This is a genomic window from Lebetimonas sp. JH292, from assembly GCF_000523275.1.
Classification (GTDB): domain Bacteria; phylum Campylobacterota; class Campylobacteria; order Campylobacterales; family Nautiliaceae; genus Lebetimonas.
On sequence record NZ_ATHQ01000001.1, the window covers coordinates 148380 to 173073 of the forward strand.

General features: G+C 31.3%; 26 protein-coding genes and 1 tRNA gene. 3 read left to right on the forward strand and 24 right to left on the reverse strand.

All coding sequences use genetic code 11. From position 1 onward, the window contains the following. Positions 1-11 precede the first annotated feature (11 nt). Positions 12-263, forward strand: a complete 252-nt coding sequence (locus DZ64_RS0100905; RefSeq protein ID WP_024789052.1) for a hypothetical protein — start codon at positions 12-14, stop codon at positions 261-263. Here the strand turns inward: DZ64_RS0100905 and DZ64_RS0100910 are convergent. The 9 genes from DZ64_RS0100910 to DZ64_RS0100955 form a co-directional block, all read right to left on the reverse strand. Further along, on the reverse strand, positions 253-537 hold the full coding sequence (locus DZ64_RS0100910; protein WP_024786819.1) for a hypothetical protein: 285 nt from the start codon (positions 535-537) through the stop codon (positions 253-255). The genes DZ64_RS0100905 and DZ64_RS0100910 overlap by 11 nt on opposite strands. Beyond that, complete coding sequence (gene ispG / locus DZ64_RS0100915) at positions 534-1592, reverse strand: flavodoxin-dependent (E)-4-hydroxy-3-methylbut-2-enyl-diphosphate synthase (protein ID WP_035003014.1); 1059 nt, start codon at positions 1590-1592, stop codon at positions 534-536. The genes DZ64_RS0100910 and ispG overlap by 4 nt, the downstream gene beginning before the upstream one ends. Beyond that, positions 1585-2304, reverse strand: a complete 720-nt coding sequence (locus tag DZ64_RS0100920) for a TlyA family RNA methyltransferase (protein ID WP_024789054.1) — start codon at positions 2302-2304, stop codon at positions 1585-1587. Before DZ64_RS0100920 ends, ispG begins: the two co-directional genes overlap by 8 nt. Before the next feature lie 152 nt (positions 2305-2456). Beyond that, positions 2457-3341, reverse strand: coding sequence for an NAD(P)H-dependent glycerol-3-phosphate dehydrogenase (locus tag DZ64_RS0100930; RefSeq protein WP_024789055.1), 885 nt, complete (start codon positions 3339-3341; stop codon positions 2457-2459). Beyond that, positions 3338-4030: a TrkA family potassium uptake protein gene (locus DZ64_RS0100935; protein WP_024789056.1), complete on the reverse strand. Its 693-nt coding sequence runs from the start codon at positions 4028-4030 to the stop codon at positions 3338-3340. Before DZ64_RS0100935 ends, DZ64_RS0100930 begins: the two co-directional genes overlap by 4 nt. Then, entirely contained in the window at positions 4027-5622 is a 1596-nt protein-coding gene (locus tag DZ64_RS0100940) for an NAD-binding protein (RefSeq protein WP_024789057.1), read from the reverse strand. Before DZ64_RS0100940 ends, DZ64_RS0100935 begins: the two co-directional genes overlap by 4 nt. Then, on the reverse strand, positions 5619-7040 hold the full coding sequence (gene gatB / locus DZ64_RS0100945; protein ID WP_024789058.1) for an Asp-tRNA(Asn)/Glu-tRNA(Gln) amidotransferase subunit GatB: 1422 nt from the start codon (positions 7038-7040) through the stop codon (positions 5619-5621). The genes DZ64_RS0100940 and gatB overlap by 4 nt, the downstream gene beginning before the upstream one ends. Positions 7041-7049: 9 nt before the next feature. Next, complete coding sequence (ilvA, locus tag DZ64_RS0100950) at positions 7050-8258, reverse strand: threonine ammonia-lyase (RefSeq protein WP_024789059.1); 1209 nt, start codon at positions 8256-8258, stop codon at positions 7050-7052. Next, complete coding sequence (locus DZ64_RS0100955; RefSeq protein ID WP_024789060.1) at positions 8255-8701, reverse strand: CoA-binding protein; 447 nt, start codon at positions 8699-8701, stop codon at positions 8255-8257. Before DZ64_RS0100955 ends, ilvA begins: the two co-directional genes overlap by 4 nt. 104 nt (positions 8702-8805) lie before the next feature. Between DZ64_RS0100955 and DZ64_RS0100960 the strand changes: the two genes are divergently transcribed. Together DZ64_RS0100960 and DZ64_RS0100965 are read left to right on the forward strand one after the other, a co-directional pair. After that, positions 8806-9081 (forward strand): HU family DNA-binding protein, encoded by a 276-nt coding sequence (locus DZ64_RS0100960; RefSeq protein ID WP_024789061.1) that lies wholly within the window; start codon positions 8806-8808, stop codon positions 9079-9081. Between the two features lie 38 nt (positions 9082-9119). Then, a tRNA-Leu gene (locus DZ64_RS0100965) sits at positions 9120-9205 on the forward strand. Positions 9206-9230: 25 nt separating this feature from the next. Here DZ64_RS0100965 and DZ64_RS0100970 read toward each other — a convergent pair. From DZ64_RS0100970 to DZ64_RS0101040, 15 genes are all read right to left on the reverse strand, one after another. Then, positions 9231-10850, reverse strand: a complete 1620-nt coding sequence (locus DZ64_RS0100970) for an AarF/ABC1/UbiB kinase family protein (RefSeq protein ID WP_024789062.1) — start codon at positions 10848-10850, stop codon at positions 9231-9233. Further along, on the reverse strand, positions 10837-11121 hold the full coding sequence (locus DZ64_RS0100975) for a phasin family protein (protein WP_024789063.1): 285 nt from the start codon (positions 11119-11121) through the stop codon (positions 10837-10839). The genes DZ64_RS0100970 and DZ64_RS0100975 overlap by 14 nt, the downstream gene beginning before the upstream one ends. Positions 11122-11165: 44 nt before the next feature. Further along, on the reverse strand, positions 11166-12974 hold the full coding sequence (dxs, locus tag DZ64_RS0100980) for a 1-deoxy-D-xylulose-5-phosphate synthase (RefSeq protein WP_024789064.1): 1809 nt from the start codon (positions 12972-12974) through the stop codon (positions 11166-11168). Beyond that, entirely contained in the window at positions 12970-13737 is a 768-nt protein-coding gene (locus DZ64_RS10365) for a FliH/SctL family protein (RefSeq protein ID WP_024789065.1), read from the reverse strand. The genes dxs and DZ64_RS10365 overlap by 5 nt, the downstream gene beginning before the upstream one ends. After that, positions 13730-14755 (reverse strand): flagellar motor switch protein FliG, encoded by a 1026-nt coding sequence (fliG, locus tag DZ64_RS0100990; RefSeq protein ID WP_024789066.1) that lies wholly within the window; start codon positions 14753-14755, stop codon positions 13730-13732. The genes DZ64_RS10365 and fliG overlap by 8 nt, the downstream gene beginning before the upstream one ends. Next, the gene (gene fliF, locus DZ64_RS0100995) at positions 14756-16441 is read right to left on the reverse strand and encodes a flagellar basal-body MS-ring/collar protein FliF (protein ID WP_024789067.1); all 1686 of its coding nucleotides are present in this window, start codon (positions 16439-16441) and stop codon (positions 14756-14758) included. After that, complete coding sequence (gene hisC / locus DZ64_RS0101000; protein WP_024789068.1) at positions 16438-17511, reverse strand: histidinol-phosphate transaminase; 1074 nt, start codon at positions 17509-17511, stop codon at positions 16438-16440. Before hisC ends, fliF begins: the two co-directional genes overlap by 4 nt. Before the next feature lie 87 nt (positions 17512-17598). Beyond that, complete coding sequence (pheA, locus tag DZ64_RS0101005; protein ID WP_024789069.1) at positions 17599-18663, reverse strand: prephenate dehydratase; 1065 nt, start codon at positions 18661-18663, stop codon at positions 17599-17601. Then, positions 18651-19220: an HAD hydrolase-like protein gene (locus DZ64_RS0101010; protein ID WP_024789070.1), complete on the reverse strand. Its 570-nt coding sequence runs from the start codon at positions 19218-19220 to the stop codon at positions 18651-18653. Before DZ64_RS0101010 ends, pheA begins: the two co-directional genes overlap by 13 nt. 13 nt (positions 19221-19233) lie before the next feature. Further along, positions 19234-20439, reverse strand: coding sequence for a diaminopimelate decarboxylase (gene lysA / locus DZ64_RS0101015; RefSeq protein ID WP_024789071.1), 1206 nt, complete (start codon positions 20437-20439; stop codon positions 19234-19236). Beyond that, positions 20439-21458 carry an LptF/LptG family permease gene (locus tag DZ64_RS0101020; RefSeq protein WP_024789072.1) on the reverse strand — a complete coding sequence of 340 codons (1020 nt, stop codon included), beginning with the start codon at positions 21456-21458 and terminating at the stop codon, positions 20439-20441. Before DZ64_RS0101020 ends, lysA begins: the two co-directional genes overlap by 1 nt. Further along, positions 21458-21994 carry an aminoacyl-tRNA hydrolase gene (gene pth / locus DZ64_RS0101025; RefSeq protein ID WP_024789073.1) on the reverse strand — a complete coding sequence of 179 codons (537 nt, stop codon included), beginning with the start codon at positions 21992-21994 and terminating at the stop codon, positions 21458-21460. The genes DZ64_RS0101020 and pth overlap by 1 nt, the downstream gene beginning before the upstream one ends. A gap of 44 nt (positions 21995-22038) precedes the next feature. Then, positions 22039-22575: a 50S ribosomal protein L25/general stress protein Ctc gene (locus tag DZ64_RS0101030; RefSeq protein WP_024786841.1), complete on the reverse strand. Its 537-nt coding sequence runs from the start codon at positions 22573-22575 to the stop codon at positions 22039-22041. A 47-nt stretch (positions 22576-22622) separates the two neighbouring features. Next, entirely contained in the window at positions 22623-23747 is a 1125-nt protein-coding gene (locus tag DZ64_RS0101035; RefSeq protein ID WP_024789074.1) for a type IV pilus twitching motility protein PilT, read from the reverse strand. 1 nt (position 23748) lies between these two features. Beyond that, positions 23749-24693, reverse strand: coding sequence for a transaldolase (locus DZ64_RS0101040; RefSeq protein WP_024789075.1), 945 nt, complete (start codon positions 24691-24693; stop codon positions 23749-23751). Position 24694 lies beyond the last annotated feature (1 nt).

The following is a 24694-nucleotide window of genomic DNA, read 5'->3' on the forward strand; positions in this document are numbered from 1 at the left end:
AAGAGGATTAAATGTATGTAAAAATCACATATCCTTTCAAAGACACACCGGGTTCAATCCAGTTAAAAGATATTTATATACAAACCCACGATACAGATTTGGTTCATCAGTTAAAAACAACAAACAATCCTGTCGAAATTGGTATTATTTTATCTGAAAACGAAGAAAAATACAAAATTACAAATCCCCAAAAAGCAGATTTACATATTGAAATTGCCGATGTATTAATGGATTCGGAGCTTAGAAAAAAATTTAAACCTTAAAATGTTCTTTTACACCGTTTATAACATCTCTTACATCCTGAGATTCAAAAAGCGTTTTTAATTTCATTTTTGTTTTATTGTCCAAACTTCTTATAATTTCTTTCATTTCTTTTTCATTTTCAGCATTTTTTAGTTTTTCAATTATTTCTTTTTTCAATATTTTTTCAAGCTTTTCTTTAGTTACCTTATTTGGTTTAATTACCATAATCATAAAAATAACCGCCAAAGAAACAATAGTTAAAGCGACTGCATAAATTAAAGCGGGTGTATTCATTTGCATTCCTTTACATATTTATTTATCTCCTCCAAAAATTTAGGAAGCAGTTCTTTTTCTTTATATTTCCCTATTATTTCACCTTTTTTAAGTATAAGACCGTATCCTTTTCCGCAGGCTATTGCCAAATCAGCTTCTTTTGCCTCACCGAGAGCGTTTACAACACAGCCCATAACAGAGAGATTAAGAGGCACTTTTATATTTTTCGTTGCTTTTTCAACCTCTTCGACAATAGGAGGCAGGTCAACTTCTATTCTTCCGCACGTAGGACATGAAACTATATTAACTCCTTTAATAAGTCCCAAATCCTGTAAAATTGCACGCCCCACCCTAATCTCTTCTTCAAGTTCACCCGTAATGGAAACCCTTAATGTATCCCCTATTCCTTCAAGTAAAAGTGCTCCAAATGCCGCAGCGCTTTTAATAGTAGCATGGAATTTAGTCCCTGCTTCCGTCACTCCCAAATGAAAAGGATAATCCACTAAAGGTCTTAACATTCGATAAGCCTCGACCGTTCTTATAACATCGCTTGCTTTAAGTGAAACTTTTATATCAAAAAAATCCAAATCTTCCAAAAATTTAATATGCCAAAGCGCACTTTCAACCATTGCTTTAGGACTCTGTCCGTATTTTTTTTCCAGATGTTCTTCCAAAGAGCCGGAATTTACCCCTATTCTTATGGGCAGATTCCTTTGCTTACACGCTTTTACAATTTCTTTTATTTTTGTCTTTCCCCCTATATTTCCAGGATTAATCCTAAGTGCATCCACATATTCTGAGGCCATTAGCCCTAATTTATAATTAAAATGAATATCGGCAATAATTGGCAATGGAGATTTTTCTACAATTGTTTTTAGTGCTTTTGCATCTTCTTCATCAAGCACTGCAACCCTTACCAAATCGGCCCCTGCAAAATAGAGCCTGTTTATCTGCTCAAGTGTTGAATTTATATCTTTTGTTTTTAAATAGGTCATTGACTGAACGCTAATCGGGGCATCCCCTCCTATTTCCACGTTTCTTATTTTTATTTTTCTTGTGGGATATCTTTTAATCATTATTTTCCTTTATAAAATGGTAAATATATTCAATATTTCCTTCTTTTCCCCTAACGGAACTCTCTTCACTTCTTAATAATTTCCACCCTGCATTCTTACAATTGATTTCAAATTTTCTTCTTGCTTTCTCTATTGCAATTGTATCCAAAACAACACCTTTTTTATCTCTTTTTGCGTTTTTTCCCACTTCAAATTGAGGTTTAAACAAAAGTATAATATCTTTTTTAGCATATTTATTTATATTTTCTATTAATTTATTAAGTGAAATAAAACTTACATCACTTACAATACAATCAAATTTTTCCAAATATTCAAAATCTCTAAAATCAGTCTTTTCGAAACTTTCTATTTTTGGATTTTCTTTTAATTTTTTATCAAGCTGATTAATCCCAACATCCACAGCAACTACTTTTTTAGCACCTTTTTCAAGGCTAACCTCACTAAAACCTCCGGTACTTGCTCCAATATCTAAAACAATTTTTCCTTTAAAATCTATTTTATATTTTTCCAAATAATTTTTAAGCTTCCATGCCGCTCTGCTTACATAAATTTTTTCTTCTAAAATTTCAATTTTATCCTTTTCATCTACTTTAAAAGAAGTTTTATTTACTATTTTACCATTAATTTTTACTTTATTGTTATTAATAAGCTCGCTTGCTTTGTTTCGTGAGGTTACAAATCCTTTTAAAAACAAAAATTTATCAATTCTCACATAAAACCTTTTTGATTATTATATTAAATTTGTTATAATTTTTAAAACAAAAAAAGGAGACGTTATGGGATTTAGCGGATTTATAGCATTATTGTTATGTGTAGTGGCAACAGGGGCTATGCTTTGTATAGCATTAGATGCAGCAAAAAAAGCTAAATAAGCAAATCTTTTAAAGATTCAGCCGGTTTTTTACCGGTATAAATTATTTTATAAACTTCATTTGCTATAGGTGTGTAAATATTATATTTCTGAGCCAATTTATAAATAGCTTCGGTGGTGTAAACTCCTTCGGCAACTTCTCCAAGTTCATCCAAAATATCTTTAAGCATTTTGTTTTTAGCAAGATTAAGTCCGACCCTGTAATTTCTGCTCATTGTAGAATTTGCCGTTAAAAACAAATCCCCTGCACCTGCAACACCTAAAAAGGTATCCTTTTTAGCACCGAAAAACTCTCCAAATCTTGCCATTTCAACAAGACCCCTGCTGATTAATGCGGCTTTTGCATTATTTCCAAGATTAAGCCCTTCGCAGATTCCTGCGGCAATTGCTATTACATTTTTATATGCCCCCGCCACTTCTACTCCCTGAACATCATTATCAATATATATTTTTAAAAAATCCGGAAAAAATTTTTTAAATTCATTTGCCAAATTTAAATTTTTAGAAGCTATAACCAAAGCGGTCGGTTTGTTTTCTTTTACCTCTTTTGCAAATGAGGGACCTGATATAAACGCTAAATTTTCAGTTTCAATATATTGTTCGAAAATTTCATTCAAAAATTTTAGCTCATCTTTATCTATTCCCTTACTTGCAACTAAAATTTTTTTACCCCTCAAATCATATTTTTTTAAAAAATCTTTTATAGCCTGCGCTGCAATAACAATAATTATATATTCATTTTCTAAAACTTTTTCAATATTTACAAAGTTTTCTATATTTCTTTTTCTTCTCGAAGTAATTACAGCATCTTTATATTTTTGTTTTATGGCATGATACAAAGCGCTTCCCCAGCTTCCCGCTCCTATTATTCCTATCATTGTCTCCCTTTAAATATTTCCAAATCTCTTTTAAACCTATCTATTTCATCTGTATCACCCACAGCCACCAAAATATCGCCTTTGTTTAAAATATGATTTATACCTCTAACTATAAATATAACATTTTCACTTATTTCTTTATCCACTATTCCAATAATCAGTAAATTATATATGCTTGTTATCTCTTTATACACATCCTTTATTGCTTTACCTTCCAAAAAAGAATTTTCCGGAATTTCAATTTCTGCAAAAGAGAGCTTATTATCTTTAAAAATAATTTCTTCTATAACTTTTAATGTTAAAGGTTTTTTCAAAATAGTCATTATTCTGTTTGCTATAATATCAAAAGGGTTCAATAATTTATTTGCACCGGCCAATTTATATTTATATTCGTTTTCTTTATTGCTTATTTTAACAACAATTTTTAATTCAGGAAACAGTTCTCTAAGAGACAACACCAAAAACAGATTTTTTTCCTCATCTTTTAATGTACACATTGCATATTCTATATTTTCTATCTTTTGCAACTCTTCATCATTGATTTCGTTAAGTTTAATTACGTCAAAAAATTTTTCTTTTGCTTTTTGTTCTTCATTTTCATCAAAAACAACAATTATAACATTGGATTTTTTTAATGTAGCTGCGATTTTTTCCCCGTATTTGTCAAATCCGAAAATAGCTATTTTCATAAACTACTCTTTTCTATATGATATTTAAAATAATTTATGCTTACGCTGTATCCCATTACAACAATAATGTCTCCGGCTTCAAGTCTTAAATCAAAAGGCGGGTTAAAATAAAAATGGCCTCTGCTAAGAGAAAAAGTTTTTTCAAGCATTTGGGATTCTTTGTCTTTTAAAACGCCGAAAAGCAATATTTTATATTTGTCAAAATCAATCTCTCCTATCAGTTTCCCATCAAGTATTGAATTTTCAATAACTTTTATTTCATCAATAATTGCATTTTTCTTTTCACTCAAAATTGCGTCAATTACGGCAAATGTAATGGGGCTTCCTATATAAACACTTGCAAGAAGAGCAGTGGCCTTGGTAGGAACTACAACATAATCAGCCCCTACTTTTTTAAGTTTTGAAATATTTTTTTCATCATTGGCTAGGGCAATAATTTCAGCTCCTTTTGAATATGCCCTTAAAGTCAATGTTATAAACGTATTGGTAACATCCGAGTTTGTCAATACAAAAATTTTGGTAATTTTTTTAAAATGGAGATTTTTCAAAAAAATTTTTTGGGTAATATCTCCTTTAACTGCCTCATATCCTTTTAATGCAGCTTTTTCAACCCTGTTTTCATCAGTATCGACGATTAAAAAATCTTTTTTTTCTTTTATTAATTTTTCTCCTAAAATTTCTGCTTCATCCGAAAAACCGCAGATTAAATAAATTTCATTAAAATGCTCAATTTCCCTGAAAACTTTTTCACTTTTTAATTCATGCAGTTTCTCGGTAAATGCACTTGCGATAATGGAAGTGGTAAATGAAATAATACTGACTCCAGTAATAATTAATAGCATTGTAAGGGTTTTACCTTCATTTGTTACCGGCGTTATGTCCCCGTAACCAACGGTAGATATGGTAATTAAAGCCCAATAATATGAATCAAACAGATTTTTTATTTCAGGATTTGTATGAGCTTCAAACACATAGATAACTGAACCTCCAATAAAAACAATAAAAACAACAGCTAATAATACAATTAATAATTCAAATTTTTTACTTCTTAAAACATCTAAAAATATATTGACGTTTTTTGTATATCTTAATATTTTTATAAGTCTGAATATTATAAAAATTCTAAAAATTCTAAGAGTTCTAAAAGCAGGTAAAATGGCAAGTAAATCTATAATTGCAAAAGGCGTGCTCATATATTCAAGTTTTGTTTTAATAATTTTTATTAACACATTTTTTAAATGAAAATTTCTGCCTAAAAAATTAGATTCCTCGTATTCTTCTAAAATTATTTTATGAATATCATTATAAACCCAGACCCGAAAAATATATTCAATTACAAAAATAGTGGTAATTACATAAAAATCAAATTTTTCAAAAAACGGATTTACATTGTGTTTTATATCATAAAGGAGTATGGCAACGCTTAAACTTACCATAATTAGCATAAAAATATCAAATATTCTGTTACCTATATAAGAAGTGTCATTAAGAAGCCTGTCAATTTTTCTTTTAAATTTTATATATTTTTCACTGCCATCTAAATAAAAAGCAAAAGCAACTAATGCTTTTACTATCTTAGATTCTTTCTTCAAGAAAGCTTACTTTTTAAGATTTTATTTACAACCTGAGGATTTGCTTTACCGCGACTTGCTTTCATAACCTGTCCGACAAAAAAGCCGAATAATTTTTCTTTTCCGCCTTTATATTCAGCAACTTTATCTTCATTGGCGCCCAAAACATCATCCACTATTTTTTCAATAGCGCCTTCGTCACTTACCTGTTTAAGGCCCAATTTTTCAATTGCCTCGTCAACTTCAATATCTTCTTCCATTAACAAATCAAGCACTTTTTTACCCCCTGCTCCGCTGATTACAGCTTCTTTTTCCCTAATGGCAATAAGTGAAAGTTTTTCGGCAGGCACAGGAGAATTTTCAATTAATATATTTAATTTATTAAGTCTTCCCAAAAGTTCAATTGCAAGCCATCTGTTTGCAGCGTTTGGTTCAACCCCCCTTTGAACCATTTCTTCAAAAAATTTGGCAAGTTCAGGCTCACTTGTAAGTACTCCCGCATCATATTCTTTTAGGTTAAATTCTTTAATATAACGTTCTTTCTTTTCATCGGGTAATTCGGGAATTTCAATATCAAAAAATTCATCAGGCACTTCAAGAGGCAAAAGGTCAGGATCTGGAAAATATCTGTAATCCGCACTTTCCTCTTTTCCTCTCATACTTCTTGTTTCGCCAGTTTTAGAATCAAAAAGCCTGGTTTCCTGAACAACTTCTTTTTCATATTCATTATATTCATAAGCTTCTATTTGCCTCTCAATTTCATATTCAATCGCCTGTTTTACAAATCTGAAAGAGTTTATATTTTTAAGTTCAACCCTTGTGCCGAATTCTTTTTGTCCTACAGGTCTAACTGATACATTTGCATCACATCTGAAACTACCCTCTTGCATATTGGCATCGCTGATTCCTAAATACTTAACAACAGAATGGAGTTTTTTAAGATATGCAATGGCTTCATCGCTGCTTCTCATATCCGGTTCGCTTACAATTTCAAGAAGAGGGGTGGAGCATCTGTTTAAATCTACTTTAGAATATTCGTCTTCATGGATGTTTTTACCTGCATCTTCTTCCAGATGAGCCCTTGTTATTCCTATTCTTTTGGTTTTTCCGTCCGCTTCAATAAATAATTCTCCATGTTCTACAATCGGAATTTCAAACTGGCTTATTTGGTATCCTTTTGGTAAATCAGGGTAAAAATAATTTTTTCTTGCAAAAATACTTCTTTTATTAATGGTCGCATTAACAGCTTTACCAAACATTACAGCCTTTTTAACGGCTTCTTTGTTCATTACAGGCAAAGCCCCCGGAAGTCCAAGACATACGGGGCAAGTATTTATATTCGGTTCATCTCCGAAACTTGTTGCACAACTGCAGAAAATTTTGGTTTTTGTATTCAACTGCACGTGAACTTCCAATCCTATTACTACTTCATATTTCATTAATTCTCCTTATTGAATTACAAATTTATATTTATTTTTGTGAAGCGCCCTTTTAATGGCTTCCTGATGTTCAAATCCTCTTGTTTCAAGTGCTATTGTCACATTTGCATCACCAATTGCCAAATTAAGATCTGTTCTGTCGTATCCTATTTGAACAATATTTGCTTTTTGCTCAGTTAAGATTTCAGTCAGTTTCATAAGTGAACCCGGTTTATCTATTAAAGTAACTATCAATTTCATTTTTCTGTGTGATTTTAAAAGACCTTTTTCTATAATTAAGTTAACCATTGTTACATCAATATTTCCGCCGCTTATTACAACTCCAACTTTTTTTGGAGCACTAAAATTTATTTTATGATGTAATAATGCGGCCACACCGACTGCCCCCGCACCTTCCACAACAACCTTTTGTCTTTCCATTAAAAATAAAATTGCATTGGCTATTTCTTCATCATCCACTTCCACAATATCATCAACCACTTCTTTTATTATATTATAGGTTACAGGGGAAGTGTCTCTGACGGCTATGCCGTCTGCAATGGTTTTTACAAAAGCACTGTCCTGAACTGAACCGCTGAGAAAACTGAGTCTCATAGCAGGTGCACCCGCCGCTGTAACACCTATTACTTTTATTTTAGGATTAATCTGTTTTGCCGCAGAGGCTATACCGCTGATTAACCCCCCTCCTCCTACAGGAACCAATATATAATCCAAATCAGGAACAGCTTCGAGCATTTCAAGGGCTATTGTCCCCTGACCCGCCATTACATCAAAATCTGCAAACGGGTGAATAAATTCAAGTCCTTTTTCTTTTGCCAAATTTACGGCATATTCATATGCTTCATCATAATTGTTTCCAGCCAAAACAACCTCACCGCCATATTCTTTGACACCGCTGACTTTTGTAAGAGGAGTGGCCTCAGGCATTACTATAACTGAAGGCACATTAAAATAACTTGCCGAATACGCTACCCCTTGTGCATGATTTCCGGCACTGGCGGCAATTACTCCTTTTTTTCTCTTTTCATCCCCAAGTGCGGCAATTTTATTAAATGCGCCCCTTAATTTAAACGCACCTGTAATTTGCAGGTTTTCTTTTTTTAAATATATTTCGTTTCCCACTTTTTGTGAAAGTGTGGGTGCATAAGCAAACGGTGTTTTATAAATTACCTTATTTACCCTATTTTGGGCTTCTTTTATTTTACTGAGTTCAATCATAACAATCCTTCGTTTTTACATCTTTTGTGTTCAACCATAATACATTTATCTTCCACATAAAAAATTTCTGCATTTTGGGTTATTTTTTTTGAATTTTCATTTTTTATACCTTCTTGTAAAAAAACACATTTTACTCCGGGAAGCTTGATGGCTTTTTCCACTATCGGCGGAGTATCTTCACTTTTTCTGAAAATATCAACAATATCTACTTCAAAATCTATTTCTTCCAAACTTCTGTAAACTTTTTCTCCCAATATTTCAATTTCTCTGGGATAAACAGGAATAATCTTATATCCGTTTTCCTGCATATATTTTGCCACCTGATTTGAAGCCCTGTGAGGCTTTGGAGAAAGACCGACCACAACAATAACTTTTGAATTTTTTAATACACTGCAAATAGATTTGTCGGCATTTTTTGCCGTAGGCAACTCACAAGAGAGCATTTTTTACCTTTTTTTACAAAATTATATCAAAAAAAGCCCTAAACACTTGATTTTTAATAAAAAAAAAGAGTAAAATTTTTTGTAGACTAATTTAAGGAGGAAAAATGAAAAAATCAGAACTTATCGCCGCTGTGGCAGAAAAAACAGGTTTAAGCAAAAAAGATACTAACGCAGTGATAGATGCAACTATTCAAACAATTGAAGAAGCGTTAAAAGCTGGAAAAAAAGTTAGTTTTATAGGATTTGGAAGCTTTGAGAGTGTCACAAGAGCTCCAAGAACAGCAAGAGTGCCGGGAACAGGAAAAGAAATCAAAATTCCTGAAACAAAATCTGTAAAATTCAAAGTAGGGAAAAAACTAAAAGAATTATTAAATAAATAATTCTTTTTTTTCTTTTTTTTGATATAATTTCATTCCAAGCCGGCGTGGCGGAACTGGTAGACGCGTCGGACTCAAAATCCGATGAGCTCTGCTCATGTGGGTTCGAGTCCCACCGCCGGTACCATTTTAATAATTTATACTTTTCAAAATTATTTTTGTTTTATAATGGCAAGAATCAGCAATACCCCCAAAACAAATGCAAAAACAAATCCTCCAAGCCCTAAAATAGAAATATGCCCCATCATAGGCGGAACATAAAAAGATAAAAGCATTGAAGAGCCTATTAAAATAGAAGCTATAATAACTGCTAAAGAGAGTCTGTTGAAAGAATTCTTCATACTTTCTTCTATTTCATCTAAACCGACATGCTCAAATTCTATTTTTAATTCGCCGTTTTTAACTTTATCTATTATTTCATTTATATTGGAAGGGGTTTTTTGGAAAAATTCCATTATAGAAAGATTTAATTCATGTGATTTTTTAAAAATATTAAAAACAGAAAAAATTTTTTTATATGTTTTTATAATAAACGGTTTAATTTCTTCGGCGGCGTTAAATTCAGGATATAATTTTTTACCTACCCCCTCCATCGTCACCAAAGATTTTAAAAGTAAATAATTGTCTTCTTGTAAAAAAATTTTATATCTGTTCATGATTCTAAGCAAATCTTCCATTAAAGATTTTAATTCTATATTTTTAAGTGAAGAATAAAAATATGTAGATATTATGTCAGCCGCCTCTTTTTTAAAAGATGAGACATCAATTTCTTTTGGAACTTTAGAGAGTTTTAAAACATATTCAGCCGCTTTTTCTTCCTCATTTTTTATTACATAATAAATAAGTTCTATAAAATATTTCCTATCTTCTTCGCTTAACCTTCCCATAATTCCAAAATCCAAAAATACAATTTTATTCTTATACACCATTAAATTTCCAGGATGGGGATCTGCATGAAAAAATCTGTGTAAAAAAATCTGCTCACATATTAAATCAAAACCTTTTTTTGTAATTTCTTTTAAATCATAACCGGATTCTTTTAATTTTTTTATATCTGAAATTTTAATTCCATCAATATATTCCATAACAAGTAGTTTTTTTGAAGAAAAATAGAGCTTTGGAATTTTTATATCGTTATTACCTTTAAAATTAGCGCTGAATCTTTTCATATTAAGAGATTCTAAATTAAAATCAAGTTCTTTTTTTATAGATTTTGCAAACTCTTCCACTATTCTGACACTGTCTATTCCGTAAATTAAAAGCCGACTTCTTAGAATTTCAGCCAATCTCTGCAAAATGGCAATATCCAATAAAATTTTATCCTCAATACCAGGTTTTAATACTTTTACAGCTACAATTTCACCTGTTTTTAAAGTAGCTTTATAAACCTGACCAATTGATGCACTGGCTAATAGAGTAAATTCACCTTCAAAATAATCTTCTATTTTTTTATTTAATGCCTCTTCAATAACACTTTTTATTTTTTCAAAAGGCATAGGAGAGACATTATCCTGAAGTTTTTCAAATTCTTTGGCTAAATCTATCGGTATTAAATCTGGACGCAAAGAAAGAAGTTGGGCCATTTTTATAAAAGTAGGTCCTAATTCTTCTATTGCTTTTCTAATTCTTTCATTTCTGGATAATTTCGACTTATTTTTTTTGAAAGGGACAGGAACACCTAAACTCTCTATTATATCTCCAAATCCATACTTTGCAAGAACAAAAATTATATCTTTTGTTCTTTTTAATTCATAAATACTATTTTTTAACATTTAAATTATCAAGTTTTTCTTCAATTCTTTTAATATCTTCTTTTGTTGCAACACCTATTTCGGATAATTCTTTTTTTACTTCTTCTTTTATCAATCTTTTGATTTCTTCCATTTTTTGCTCGGATTCTTTTTTCATCTCATTTATAAGTTCACTGGCTTCTTTTTCGCTAAGTTCTCCCCTCTTTTTAGCTTCTTCAATTAATTCTTCCATTTTCTCTTTTGCCAAAAAAACACTTCCTATACCAAATTTAACTAAATCTTGAATATTCATACATCCCTCCTTTTTTTTATTTATTATACTACATTTTTATTATACTACATTTTTATTAAAATTTCATTAGCAATAGAATTTTCATCCACTTCCAAATATTTTTCAACTTCTTTTACAGTCCCATGAGGAATAAAAATATCCGGATATTCAAAACTTTCAATTTCAACATCCAAATTTTGTTCATTTACAAATTCACTGAGCATTTCAGCAATTCCGCCTTTTTTTGCATTATCACTGATTACATACCATTTTTTGGCTTTTAAACTTCTTAAAAGCTCTTTATCAAAAGGTTTTACAAATTTTAAATCAACTATTCCACTCTCTATTCCTTTTTCTTTTAACAGTTTATAAACTCTATAAGCTTTCCCCACACCGTTTCCATAAGCAATCAGCATAATATTTTCACTGTCAATTAGAATTTCGCCTTTTCCAAGTTCAAAATCTTTTGGTTCAAATATATTATCTTCAAGTTCAAACGCCCCCCTCGGATATCTAAACGCACAAGGAGAGCTGTTAAATTTATAGGCAAATTCCACAGCCTTTCTTAATGTATTAAAATCCCTCGGTGCAAAAAGGGTCATATTTGGAATTATTCTTAAATACCCCACATCAAAAACACCCTGATGTGTTTCCCCGTCGGCTCCTACAATTCCAGCCCTGTCTATCGCAAACCTAACCGGATAATTATCAAGACATACATCGTGAATTACCTGGTCATACCCTCTTTGTAAAAAAGTAGAATAAATTGCAACAAAAGGAATAAAACCTTCTTTTGCCATAGGGGCCATTGAAGTTACCGCATGCTGCTCTGCAATTCCCACATCCCAAAACCTTTCGGGAAATTCTTTCATTAACTCTTTCATTCCTGTCCCACTCGGCATTGCGGCGGTAACACCGACCACTTTTTCATCATTTTTGGCTATTTCAAGCAAAGCATCGGCAAAAACTTTGGTGGCGTTAAGTGAGCTTTTTTTAAGAGGCTCACCGGTTGCTATATCAAAAGGAGATACGCCATGCCAGTGTTCATAATAGCCTTCAGCCTGTTTATATCCCTTGCCTTTTACCGTTTTAGCATGGACAATAACAGGTTTTTTAAGTTCTTTTGCTATTTTTAACATTTCTATTATTTCTTCAATATTATGCCCGTCAATAGGGCCTATATATTCAAGCCCCATTTCTTCAAAAAAGATACCGTTAACACTGAAAAACTCTTCCATTTTTTTAGCTGTAAATTTTACATCTTCGGGCATAAAATTGAGTATTTTTTTAAATTTGTCTTTAAAATTCTGATAATGTTTTTTGGCTTTTAACTTTGTCAGATATTTACTAACTGCCCCTATAGGTCTTCCTATGCTCATTTCATTGTCATTTAAAATAATAACAACAGGAAGTTTCAAATATCCTAGTTCATTCATTGCTTCATACACCATTCCGGCACCCATAGCACCGTCGCCAATTAATACTACAGGGATTCTTTCTTCTTTTTTTAATTTTATGGCTTTCGCCGCTCCAAGTGCCACTGAAATAGACGTGGATGAATGCCCCGCACTGAAATAATCATATCTACTTTCTCTTGGTTTTGTATACCCGCTTATTCCCCCAAACTGCCTTAAACTCTCAAATTCTTCCCATCTGCCGGTTAAGAGTTTATGTGCATATGCCTGATGTGAAACATCAAAAATAAAAGGGTCTTTTTCAACGTCAAAAACATAATGCATTCCTATAATTAAATCTACAGCCCCAAGGGTAGAGCTTAAATGACCCCCTTTTCTTGAAACAATATCAAGTATCCTCTCTCTTATTTTCTTGGCTAATTCATTCAATTCTTCTACACTCATTTTTTTAACATCAATTTTCACTGTTTCTCTCCTCTAAAATCGACTCTTTTATAGCTTTAAACCTGTTAATTATTTCTGCGTCAATATTTCCTATGTCGCTTATTATAACAACCCCGCCTTCTTTTATAGCGGGATCTTCAATAATTTCAACATTTTTTAAATCTTTGTTTTTTAGAAATTCAGCATCTTTTGGATTAACTTTTATTTTTATTTTTGTAGCATCTTTTACCTCATCCATTAAAGATTTGGCCAAGTTATAAGCTATTTCTTTAGAATTTTCACTGATTTCTTTTTGGATTACCTCTTTTGCTATATCGAGTGCTACAGAAATAAGCTCTTTTTCAATAGACACTATTTTCTCTTCAAACGTTTCATTTATTTTATCTATTTTTTCGATTGAAGTTTCCAATAATTTCATTTTTTCACTGAAAATATCTTCAATCTCTTTTTTACCCTCCCGGATTCCTTTTTTGTACCCTTCTTCAAAAGCTTTTTGTTTTTCAATATCCGTCTGTTTTTTACATTCATTTAACTGATTTTGAAAACTGTTTTCAATATTTACAATATTATTACTCATCTCTTCAATTTTAGCGAGCAGTCTTTCTATCAATTCATTGCTTGATTTCGTGTTTTTTTGCATATTAATTTCTTCCTTTACAATTTGCTCATCTTTTTTTTCAATTATTACTTCTTCCGTTTCACTATTATCTAATTCTTTAAATTTATAAGGTTTGACAATATGTTTATTAGAATTTTCATTAGAAATTATTTTACTCAATTACCTCCTCCTCGGCACCCACTGCTATTTTACCTTCTTCAGCAAGTTTTTGTACAATTTCAACTATTTTTCTCTGTGCTGCTTCAACATCTTTTACTTTGACTGGCCCCAAAAACTGCATCTCTTCTTCGAAAGCCTGGGAAGCACGTTGAGACATATTGGACAAAAATTTTTGCTTAAGCTCTTCAGGTGCACCTTTTAGGGCAATCATCAATGTATTTTTATCTGCCTCTTTTAAAATTTCCCTTATAGCGGTATTATCGAGTTTAAGTATATCTTCGAATGTAAACATTTTTTCTTTTATCTTTTCAGCCAGATCAGAATTAATCTGTTCAATATATTTTAATGTATCTTTCGCAGCTTTCTGACCAAGTCTGTTGAATATTTCAGCAACAAATCTTACACCTCCGATTTCCACTTTATATCCTGTAAGTGATTCAAGTTTAGTTTCAAGAATAGCACTTACTTTTTTAATTATCTGAGGAGAAATATCCCCTAAATTGCTCATTCTGATTAATACTTCTGCTCTTAATTCATCGGGAAAATAACTGAGAGTTTCAGCCGCACTTGTTGGATCCATATGAGCCAAAATCAAAGCAATCGTCTGAGGATGCTCATTTACAGTAAAATCTGCAAGCTGTTGGGGTTTTACTTTTTGTAAAAAACCAAATGTCTGCTCACTTTGAAGGGATTTGGAAAGCTTATCCAAAACTTTTTTGGCTTCTTCAGGACCTAAAGCTTTATAAAGAATTTCTTTTGCATACTCAAGACCGCCACTCGCAATATATTGATTGGATTGAAATATTACATAAAATTCTTCTAAAACAGCGGCGGCGACAGCTTTATCTATAGCTTTCGCTGTTGCTATATATTTACTAATTTCAGTGATTGAATCAACATCCATATAAGAAAAAATCTGAGCTGTTAAATCTTCGCCCAGTTGAATCAATAAAATAGCTATTTTTTCAGGCATTGATAATTCATCTAAAATCGCCTGCTGCTGGGGTGTTAGTGCCATTTATATTCCTTTTTGCTCTTCTTCCTCTTTTAATAAATTTTCAAGTACTTTAGCTATATCTTGCGTTTTATCCTCCACCATTTTTGTAATTCTTTCAAGCAAAACATCATATTTTAATTCTTCTTCATCAATATTTGAAGATATTCCAAGCTGTGTTTCAACTTTTTCTTTAAGTTCTTTTATTTTATCGTATGTATTCTCTTCTTCCTCTTCTTCAATTTCAAGTGTTTTTTTAGGTTTTTTAATTTCTTCTTTCGATTTGACTTCTAACATTTTTTGGGAAAAAGGGGCAATTACTTTTTTATAAAAAACAAACAACACAATTAACAAAATCAAATATTTTATTATATTTTCAACCGGTCCCAAATATACTTGCACATTATCCATTATATTTTCCACTGATGATTTTTTTTGAGAATTCAGATGATTAAACTGAAAACAGCTGACGCTTACACTATCCCCTCTTTTTGAATCAAAGCCTATAGTATTTTTAACCAGATTATTAATATTTGCCAGTTCTATTTTATCCAACGGTACAAACACAATTTTGCCGTTTTTGTCTTTTTTATAATTTCCGTCCACCACTACGGCTGCGGTAACCCTTTTTATCTTTGCAAGAGGTGCTATTGTGTCTTTTATAGTGGTTGATATTTCATAATTGGTGGTGTCTTCACTTTTTGTATATTTATTTTTGATTTGATTGGATTTACTTCCCTGAACCGGCCCGATATTACTTACTGCCCCGGGAACTCCCCCTACTTTTTTTTCTCCGTATCCTGTTTTTTCTTCGTCTACAGTCTGTTCGCTTCTTACAACATTGTCCGGGGAATAAATGGTCGAATGCGATTTTACTTTGGAAAAATCAATATCCAGATTGACTTTTGCCACAATTTTATCATCTCCCCCTACAACAGGGGCAAGAATGGAAGTTATTTTATCTTCAAGTTCTTTTTCAAGTCTTTTTTTATATAATATTTCTGTTTTCAAAAGCTCATTATTAGAGCTTAATTCATCATTTTCACCAAGTAAATTCCCGTACTGGTCTATAATTTTTACATTTTCAGGTTTAAGTTTAGGAACTGCGGCGGCAACTAAATATTTAATACCTTTAATCTGTTTGGGGGTTAATATCATATTCGGCTTTAATTTAATCATTACAGATGCACTCGGAGGAGTCTGTTTGGAAACAAAAACACTTTCTTTTGGAAGTGCAATATTTACTTTTGCCTCTTCCACCGCATCTATTGCTTCAACAGTGTTGGCAAGCTCCCCTTCAAGAGCTCTTAAGTATTTAATCTTTTCTTCAAAAGCAGTTGCCCCAAAACTGTTTTTATTAAACAGTTCAAAACCTACATTGCTCGCTTTCGGGAGACCCTGAGCTGCAATTTCAATTCTTAGTTTTTCCACTTTGTCTTTCGGAACTTCTATAATTCCGTCGCTTGGAATAACATATGAAATTTTTTTCTTATCTAAATATTGGGCAATTAAAGCAGCGTCTTTTGGTTTTAAATTTTCAAAAAGAATACTGTAATTATCTTTTTTTAAAGAAGTCGAAGAATTATAAACAACCAAAAAAGAAATCAATAAAACAAAAGCGCCTATTGTTATACCGATAACAATTTTCTGTTTTTTATTTAAATTTTTGCTAAAAGCAATTATTTGTTTAAATAATTCTTCAAAATTCAATTAATCAAACCTTTTAATAAATTTAAAACTTTTTCATTTTCTTCTTTTTTACCTATCGTAATTCTTATTGCATCAAAGCCGTAACTGGCCATATCTCTTACAATTATACCTTTTTTTAGCAGATTATTGGCAACTGATGTAGAATTTTTTATAAATAAAACAATAAAGTTTGTATAACTTTCAATAAAATTCAAATTATTTTCTTTTGCGAAAATTTCATATCTTTTCATTTCTTCAAAATTAAGCTCAATTCCCATTTTCACAAATTCTTTATCCTTCAAAGCTTCTATGGCAGCTTTAAGCGAAAGCGTGGTAATATTAAAAGGGGGTCTTAATTTATGAAGGTTTTTTATAATAAATTCATTGGCAATTCCGTATCCAACCCTCATACCGCCAAGTCCGTAGGCTTTTGAAAAAGTTCCGGTGTATAGCACATTTTTATATTTTAAAATTTCTTTTGGTTTTATTTCTTTGTTTTTATCTTTGAAAGAGGCATATTCCTGATATGCCCCGTCTATTATTATTAAAGTATCATCATCTATTTTTTCAATAAAACTAAAAACATCCTTGGCATCTATACATTCCCCCAAAGGATTATTAGGAATACATAAAAATATAATTTCCGGATTTTGTTGTTTATAGATTTCATAAAACTCTTCTAAATTATGTTTATCTGATTTTGTTTTTAATATTTCAGCCCCGAACTGTTTTGAATAAATTTCATACATCGCAAAAGTAATTCCCGCCATTAAAACTTTTTTTGGTAATATCGCATGAATTGCAAATTCCAAGATTTGATCGCTTCCTGCCCCTATAATTATATTTTCATTTTTTATATCAAATCTTTTAGATAAAGTGTCTTTTAATTCATAATAACTGTCGTCAGGATATCTGTGCATATTTTTAGCTGTCTTTTTTACGGCTTCTATCGCCATAGGGGGAGGACCGTACGGATTTTCATTACTTGCAAGTTTTATTATTTCCGAAGGCTTTATACCGTATTCCCTCACCACCAATTCTATAGGCTTTCCAGCTTCATATGTTTTTAAATTATTTAAATTTTCAAACATTTTCTTCCTTTATTATCAATATTTTCTATTCACAACTCACCACCCCGCCTCTTTGCAAGCGGCCGGACAGGCTCACCACTCACTATTTTAACATTCCCTAAGATAACTGCCGAGCCAAAGCATATTTTCCTCTTCTATTAAGTTTTTAACAGCTTTATCTTCTATATGTCCTTCAAAATCTATATAAAACCATGTATTAAATGTATCGTCTTTATTAGGTCTGCTTTCTATTTTTAAAAGGTTTATGTTCTTATCTTTAAATTTTTTAAGCAAATTAAACAAAGCCCCTGTTTTATGGGAAGTTTTTGCAATTACACTTGTTTTGTCATTTCCACTTTTTTGAGTTTTAAAATCGCTTATTATTATAAATCTCGTTCTGTTTGCCAAATTGTCTTCTATTTTTTCAAAAAGTAAAGGAACATTATAAAGTTTAGCCGCAATTTTTGAACATATAGCCGCACTTTTTTCATCTTTGCTTGCCAGTTCAGCTGCTTTTGCCGTTGACTCGGTCGGAATAAATTCAACATCCAAAAGTCCATGCGTTTCAAGAAAATTAAGACACTGATTATAACCCTGCGGGTGTGAATACACTCTTTTTATATTTGCAAGTTCGTCCTGAACAGAAGCAAAAGAGTGATGAATGTCAAGACAAACCTCTGAAACTATTTTTACATTATATTTTTTAAGTGAATCAAGAGTTATACCCACAACACCTTCTGTATTGTTTTCGATAGGCACAACCCCGTATTTAGCCTCTTTATTGTGTACGGCTTTAAATACGGCTTCTATATTAAGTAAAGGCAGATATTTGGCGTTTGCCCCGAATTTATGTTCCGCCGCCTGATGTGTATATGTTCCGACAGGGCCTAAAAAAGCAATTCTTTCACTTCTTTCAAGCATTCTGCTTATTGCAAAAATTTCCAAAAATATCGCCTCTATATGTTCTTTTTTTAATATTCCGTTTTGTGCTTGGCTTAATCTGTTTAATCTTTCTATTATTTCCTTTTCTCTTTCCGGCCTGTATACAGGGGTATTAGAAGAATTTTTAATCTCTCCCACTTTTTTGACAATTTCCATTCTTTTATTAAGAAGTTTTAAAACATTATCATCAATTTTATCTATTCCTTCTCTTAATTTTTTTAAATCCAAAATTCTTTCCTTTTTAAAAATTCTCCAATATTTTCGGCTATAAAATCCACTTTTTGACTTATTTCATCTGACTTTTTAATTTTACCGCTTAAAACCAAAGCCGTTTTCATACCAAGTTTACCGGCCGGCAATAAATCTCCTATTAAATCATCACTAATTATGGTAATTTTATCATAATTTAAAGAAATTTTAATTCTTGCAGCTTCAAAAAAATTTAAACTTGGTTTTCCAACAACCTCATAATTTTTGTTTATGGTATATTTCAGCATTTCCAAAATTGCCCCGAGTCCCGGATAACGCTTATTGTTTTTACGGTAAAGTGAAGTTTTATGCATTCCTATTAAATTGGCCCCTCTTATCAAATATTCAATAATATCTGCAATTTCATCTGAAGAATAGACTTTTATTCCCAAAATTACATTATCAGGATTATCAAAATCAATTTTAAAATTTTTTTTCATTATTTTAACAAATTCACTGTTACCAAAAGGAGCAATACTGCCGTTTATAAACTCACAACCCCGCCGCTTTGCAAGCGGCCGGGCAGGCTCACAACTCACTATTCACTATTTTTCACTTCTTCAAATAATCAATTTCACATGCTATTAAATCCTCAAAAGTTTCCCTTCTTCTAATAAGCCTGTCTTTCCCATTAATCACCGCAACTTCCGCTGCTCTGGGTCTTGTATTGTAATTACTGCTCATTGAAAAACCATATGCCCCGGCAGAATGTATTAAAACCAAATCCCCGGGATCTGTTTTGGAAATTTCTATATCTTTTGCAAAAAAATCTCCGCTCTCACAAATCGGGCCCACAATGTTAGCCTTGCTTTTTTCTTTATTTTCATTTAAAACCTCAATTTTATGATATGCCCCGTACAGGCTTGGTCTTATTAAATCATTCATAGCCCCGTCAACAATTACAAATCTTTTATCCCCATTTCTTTTTTCATATAAAACTTTAGTTAAAAACCATCCCCCGTTTCCAACTAAAAATCTTCCGGGCTCACAAATTATTGTCACATCAAGTCCGCTAAGGGTAGAAAGAACCGCCTGGGCATAATCGTAAGGCTCTATTAAATTTTCATCTTTATATTTTATGCCGAGTCCTCCTCCAACATCAAAAAATTTAATATCAATATTTATAGCTTTTAAACTCCTTACTAAATCAGCAACTATATGACTAGCCTCTTTAATAGGCTCAAGTTCTGTTAACTGGCTTCCTATATGAAAATGAATTCCTATCGGATTTAAATTTTCACTTTTTTTAGCATAAATATAAAGCTTTTTAGCTGTTTCTATATCAACGCCAAATTTATTTTCGTGAAGCCCCGTTGATATATATGGATGTGTTTTTGGGTCTATGTTTGGATTTACTCTAATGCTAATTCTTGCAACTTTTCCTAAATTTTTAGCAATTTCTTCAATTCTTTTTAATTCCGCCTCGCTTTCAATATTGAGCATTAAAATATCTTTTTCCAAAGATTCTTTTATCTCATCATCCCTTTTTCCCACGCCGCTGAAAATTATTTTATATTTATCTATTCCCGCAAGCAAAGCTCTTTTAACTTCGCCTATACTGACACAGTCCGCCCCGCTTCCAAGAGAGGCAAAATGATTTATTACACTTAAGTTTGAATTGGCTTTAACGGCATAGGCTATAATACTTTTTCTTGCTTTAAAAGCTTTTTTTAATTTGTTGAACTGCTCGCTAAAATAATTAAAATCATATACATACAAAGGTGTGTCATATTTTTTTGCCAAATATTTAAAATTCATTAATTCTCCTTTTTAATAACATAAATATCCAATACTAACACAAAAAACAGAGGCAAAGTCAAAATAAAGGGGTTTATCACACCCTGTTTTACAAATTTATAAAGAAGTAAATTTGCCCCCCATAAAAATACGGAAAAGAAAACTGATTTTATCAAAAAAAATGAAATTGAAGAAATTCTCTGATGCACAGGCGCACTATACATTAAATATATCAAAAACAGTATTAAACTCATAGGGGTTAATATCTTAAACATTAAGATTGATATTATTTTATTTAATTTTATACTTTTGAAAATTTTCATAGCCAAGAGAGCATCTTTTATAGAAATTGATTCCAGTTTTTTCAAATTCGATAATACAAGTGGCTCAAAATCAGTTAAAACATTTAAATGTTTTTCTTTTTTTACAATAAGTCTGTTTTTATCAAACATTTTAACTGTCACATTGTTTCCCATCCATTTATTGTTTTTATATTCGGCTTCTTTTATATTTATTATTTTTTTTACTTTCATCCCCTCCAAAGTAAATATTTTAACACAGTAAGCTTTTTTCAAAAGAGGTTTTAATTCTTTTATGTACACAATACTGTTTTTATATTTTAAAAAAAGATTTTCTTTTTTTAATTTTTTATTCAACAGAATATTTTGGGCCTTTTGATTAAAATAAACATAATTTGTATTATCTAAAACAATAAATATAAAATAAACAGATAAAGAAAAAATTAAAAACACAAACAATATTTTATTTTTAGAAAATCCAAAAGAATAAAAAGAAACCAATGTATTGAATTTTATAAAATGATAAATAGTATATAAAAAAGAAAAAATCAGAGCCAAAGGATAAAAATTTTCAAATGAGTAACTGATAACATATACGCTGTATAATATTAGCAAATTTGAAGAATGAGGCAGTTTTGAAAAATTACCTATTAAATCCAGTAAAAGATATAAAAAAGAAAGACTGAATAAAAACAGAAAAAAATTTCTGGAAAATCTTTTCAGAATATATAAAAAAAACATTAACAGGATTTCCTTGTATATTTTGAAGCGGCATTTTCAATATCTTTTACGGCTTCTTTAATCACGGGAAAAAGCTTTTTAATACATTCTACTTCATCATTTTTAAAATCGCTAAGCACGTAGTTTACAACTTCTTCTTTTCTCTCAGGCCTGCCTATACCAATTCTTACTCTGTAATAATCATTTCCTATAAATTTATCAATGGATTTTAATCCGTTATGACCGCCGTTGCCACCGCCTCTTTTAAATTTAAGCACACCCAGTTTCAAATCCAGATCATCATGAATAACAATTATATTTTTATTGTCCAATTTATAAAAGTTTTTAACCAAAACAACGCTTTCACCGCTTAAATTCATATATATTGAAGGTTTTAAAAAAAGAAAATCTTCTGATTTAAAAAGTTTACCCTTAAAATTACCGTTTTTGTAGGCGTTAAATTCGTTTATAAGATAATCAACCGCAAAAAAACCAACATTATGACGATTAAGCTCATATTTTTTACCAGGATTTCCAAGTCCTACAATAAGTTTCATTTTTTACTTTTCTTTTATTTTTTATTCCCCTAAAGGGGAGAAGATTATTTGGCTTTAATAACTCCAACTACCGGAATAGAAGGATTTAAGAAACATTCAACTCCGTCAGGCATTTTAATATCTCTTATTAAAATATTGTCCCCAACATCAAGATTGCTTATATCAAGTTCGAAGAAATCCGGTAAATTTTCTGGTGCCGCTTTAACTTTGATTCTTCTTCTGTGATAAATTAAAACACCTTTGTTTTTTAAACCTACAGGTGTTCCTTTTACTCTGATAGGAACATGGTAATATGATTTTACACCTTCTTGCGCAACCAACAAATCAACATGCAAAAGTTCGCCTGTTACAGGATGTTTCTGATATTCCTGAACAACAACTTTTAATTCTTTATCTCCCAATTTGACAGGAAAAATTAAATGTTCTTTATTTTTCATATATTTAATAAAATCACCCATTTTGAATGCAGCATTTATGTTTTCGATTCCTTTTCCATAAATGTTTGCAATCAGATAACCATCCCTCTTAAGTTTTTTGGTTTCTTTTTTTGAGGTACTCTCTCTGATAATTCCTTGTAACATTTTAACTCCTTAAATTTTTTGAAAGGAAATTATAACAAAAAATTCAATTAATTGCTATCTTTTAAACCTATTTTTGCGTCATTTACCACTTCTAAACCTTTTTCAAGTTTTGCTTTTCTGAGTTTAAGAAGAAAATCATCCCTGCTTGATGCATATTCTATTGCCGTTTTTTCATCAACTCTTCCTTCGATAACCAAATCAACAAGATGTTGGTCAAAACTCTGAGTACCGTAAATATTTTTACCTTCTTCAATAGTGTCCTTGATTTCTTCATCCCTTCCTTGAAAAATAAGTTCTTTTACCCTCGGTGTTTTTATCATTATTTCCATTGCAGCCGTTCTTTTTCCATCAACAGTAGGAACAAGCCTTTGAGATATGACCCCTTCAAGTACGCTTCCAAGCGTCATTCTGATTCTATGCTGTTCGCTTGGCGGAAAAACACCTATAACCCTGTTTATTGTCTCTTTTGCATCCAACGTATGAAGTGTCGAAAAAACCAAATGGCCTGTTTCAGCTGCATGAAGGGCTATTTCCATAGTTTCCAAATCCCTCATTTCCCCCACCAAAATAATATCAGGGTCTTCTCTTAAAGCGGCACGCAGGGCATTGGAAAAGCTTAATGTATCCTCACCTAGACTTCTTTGATTAATTAAACATTTTTTATCTTTATGGACAAATTCAACAGGGTCTTCTATAGTAATAATATGTTTTGCTTTTTTATTGTTTATTTCGTCTATCATTGCGGCAAGTGTCGTAGATTTACCGCTTCCTGTAACACCTGTTACCAAAACAAGGCCTCTTTCAGATTCAGTAAATTTTTTTATAATTTGAGGCAGCTTTAATTCCTCTATAGTGGGTATATTAAGAGGAATTGTTCTAAAAACAAGACTCGGTCCGTCTATTTGAAAAAAGGCGTTACCCCTGAAACGGTAATTTTCATTCAACTTATAGTTAAAATCTATCTCTTTTTTTCTAACCATTTCCTCAAATCTGTTTCTTAAGATTTCTTTTAATAATTCAACAATGCTTTCCCTTGTTAGTTTTGGACTCTCAACAGGAATAAGTTTTCCCTGAATTCTCATTCTTATCCCGTCTCCAGCTTTTATATGTAAATCACTTCCTCCTTTACTGACCAAAAAGCTAAGATATCTTACTAACTCTTCTCTTGTCATATTATTCCTTTATAGAATCAAGCATATTATTAAATGCATTTCCAAAAGCTTCAACACCCTCGTCAAACAATTCCTGATAAATTTTTTGCATATTAATTCCAGCAGGTGTCAAAAACCCAAAAAACGCATCTATATGTTTTGTCTGAAAATGAAATGATTCTTCAAGTTCTTTATCCTTAATGGCTTCTATTACATCAAGAGGCAATGTTAATACTGAATTTGGCAAAAATAAATTTTGCACATAATAATCCTTAGGCAAATAGTTTTGTTTTACACCTGTTGATGCAAAAAGTGTTTTAATGTTTTCACTTTTTTCATTTTCTATCATATTATATATTTTTATAGCGTTAAAAAAACCGATTCTGTCCTGCGCCAAATTTAAAGAAGCAAGAACAGGATTTAATTTTCTGTCAAATCTGCTTACAAAAACGGATATTACCCCTTTCACATTCCCTTTATCAATAGCTTCAAAAGCTCTCATCGCCTGATTCGGGGAAAAAACAAGAGTAGCGTTTATATTTATACTTTTTTTTGCAAGTTCTTCCATCGCTTTATATCCGGTTTCATTTGCTGGAATTTTTATCATTACATTTTCCCTCTCAATTTTATCATACAGTCTTAAAGCCTCATCTATTGTGCCTTTTGTATTGTTAATAAGTCTCGGGTCAACTTCAATACTTGCAAAACCGTCGTTATCATTTTCAAAATTTTCTTTTAATATATCGCAGGCTTTTTGTATATCTTTAACAGCGTTTTCTTCATAAATTTCTTTTGAAGAGTTATCTTTTAAATTTTCTATATCATTTTTGTAGATATTTTTTTTCATGGCATTTGCAAAAATCGAAGGATTGCTTGTAAGACCGTTTACCAAGCCGCTCTCAACCATTTCTTTAAATTCACTCTCCAAAAATTCCCTGTCTAAATAATCCACCCATATACTCGTCATA

Excerpts from the sequence above, each read along its gene's own strand:
- DZ64_RS0100905 (WP_024789052.1), top strand. The coding sequence starts at position 12 with ATGTATGTAAAAATCACATATCCTTTCAAAGACACACCGGGTTCAATC.
- DZ64_RS0100910 (WP_024786819.1), bottom strand. The coding sequence starts at position 537 with ATGAATACACCCGCTTTAATTTATGCAGTCGCTTTAACTATTGTTTCT.
- ispG (WP_035003014.1), bottom strand. The coding sequence starts at position 1,592 with ATGATTAAAAGATATCCCACAAGAAAAATAAAAATAAGAAACGTGGAA.
- DZ64_RS0100930 (WP_024789055.1), bottom strand. The coding sequence starts at position 3,341 with ATGATAGGAATAATAGGAGCGGGAAGCTGGGGAAGCGCTTTGTATCAT.
- DZ64_RS0100935 (WP_024789056.1), bottom strand. The coding sequence starts at position 4,030 with ATGAAAATAGCTATTTTCGGATTTGACAAATACGGGGAAAAAATCGCA.
- gatB (WP_024789058.1), bottom strand. The coding sequence starts at position 7,040 with ATGAAATATGAAGTAGTAATAGGATTGGAAGTTCACGTGCAGTTGAAT.
- ilvA (WP_024789059.1), bottom strand. The coding sequence starts at position 8,258 with ATGATTGAACTCAGTAAAATAAAAGAAGCCCAAAATAGGGTAAATAAG.
- DZ64_RS0100955 (WP_024789060.1), bottom strand. The coding sequence starts at position 8,701 with ATGCTCTCTTGTGAGTTGCCTACGGCAAAAAATGCCGACAAATCTATT.
- DZ64_RS0100960 (WP_024789061.1), top strand. The coding sequence starts at position 8,806 with ATGAAAAAATCAGAACTTATCGCCGCTGTGGCAGAAAAAACAGGTTTA.
- DZ64_RS0100970 (WP_024789062.1), bottom strand. The coding sequence starts at position 10,850 with ATGTTAAAAAATAGTATTTATGAATTAAAAAGAACAAAAGATATAATT.
- DZ64_RS0100975 (WP_024789063.1), bottom strand. The coding sequence starts at position 11,121 with ATGAATATTCAAGATTTAGTTAAATTTGGTATAGGAAGTGTTTTTTTG.
- fliG (WP_024789066.1), bottom strand. The coding sequence starts at position 14,755 with ATGGCACTAACACCCCAGCAGCAGGCGATTTTAGATGAATTATCAATG.
- hisC (WP_024789068.1), bottom strand. The coding sequence starts at position 17,511 with ATGTTTGAAAATTTAAATAATTTAAAAACATATGAAGCTGGAAAGCCT.
- lysA (WP_024789071.1), bottom strand. The coding sequence starts at position 20,439 with ATGAATTTTAAATATTTGGCAAAAAAATATGACACACCTTTGTATGTA.
- DZ64_RS0101020 (WP_024789072.1), bottom strand. The coding sequence starts at position 21,458 with ATGTTTTTTTTATATATTCTGAAAAGATTTTCCAGAAATTTTTTTCTG.
- pth (WP_024789073.1), bottom strand. The coding sequence starts at position 21,994 with ATGAAACTTATTGTAGGACTTGGAAATCCTGGTAAAAAATATGAGCTT.
- DZ64_RS0101030 (WP_024786841.1), bottom strand. The coding sequence starts at position 22,575 with ATGTTACAAGGAATTATCAGAGAGAGTACCTCAAAAAAAGAAACCAAA.
- DZ64_RS0101035 (WP_024789074.1), bottom strand. The coding sequence starts at position 23,747 with ATGACAAGAGAAGAGTTAGTAAGATATCTTAGCTTTTTGGTCAGTAAA.
- DZ64_RS0101040 (WP_024789075.1), bottom strand. The coding sequence starts at position 24,693 with ATGACGAGTATATGGGTGGATTATTTAGACAGGGAATTTTTGGAGAGT.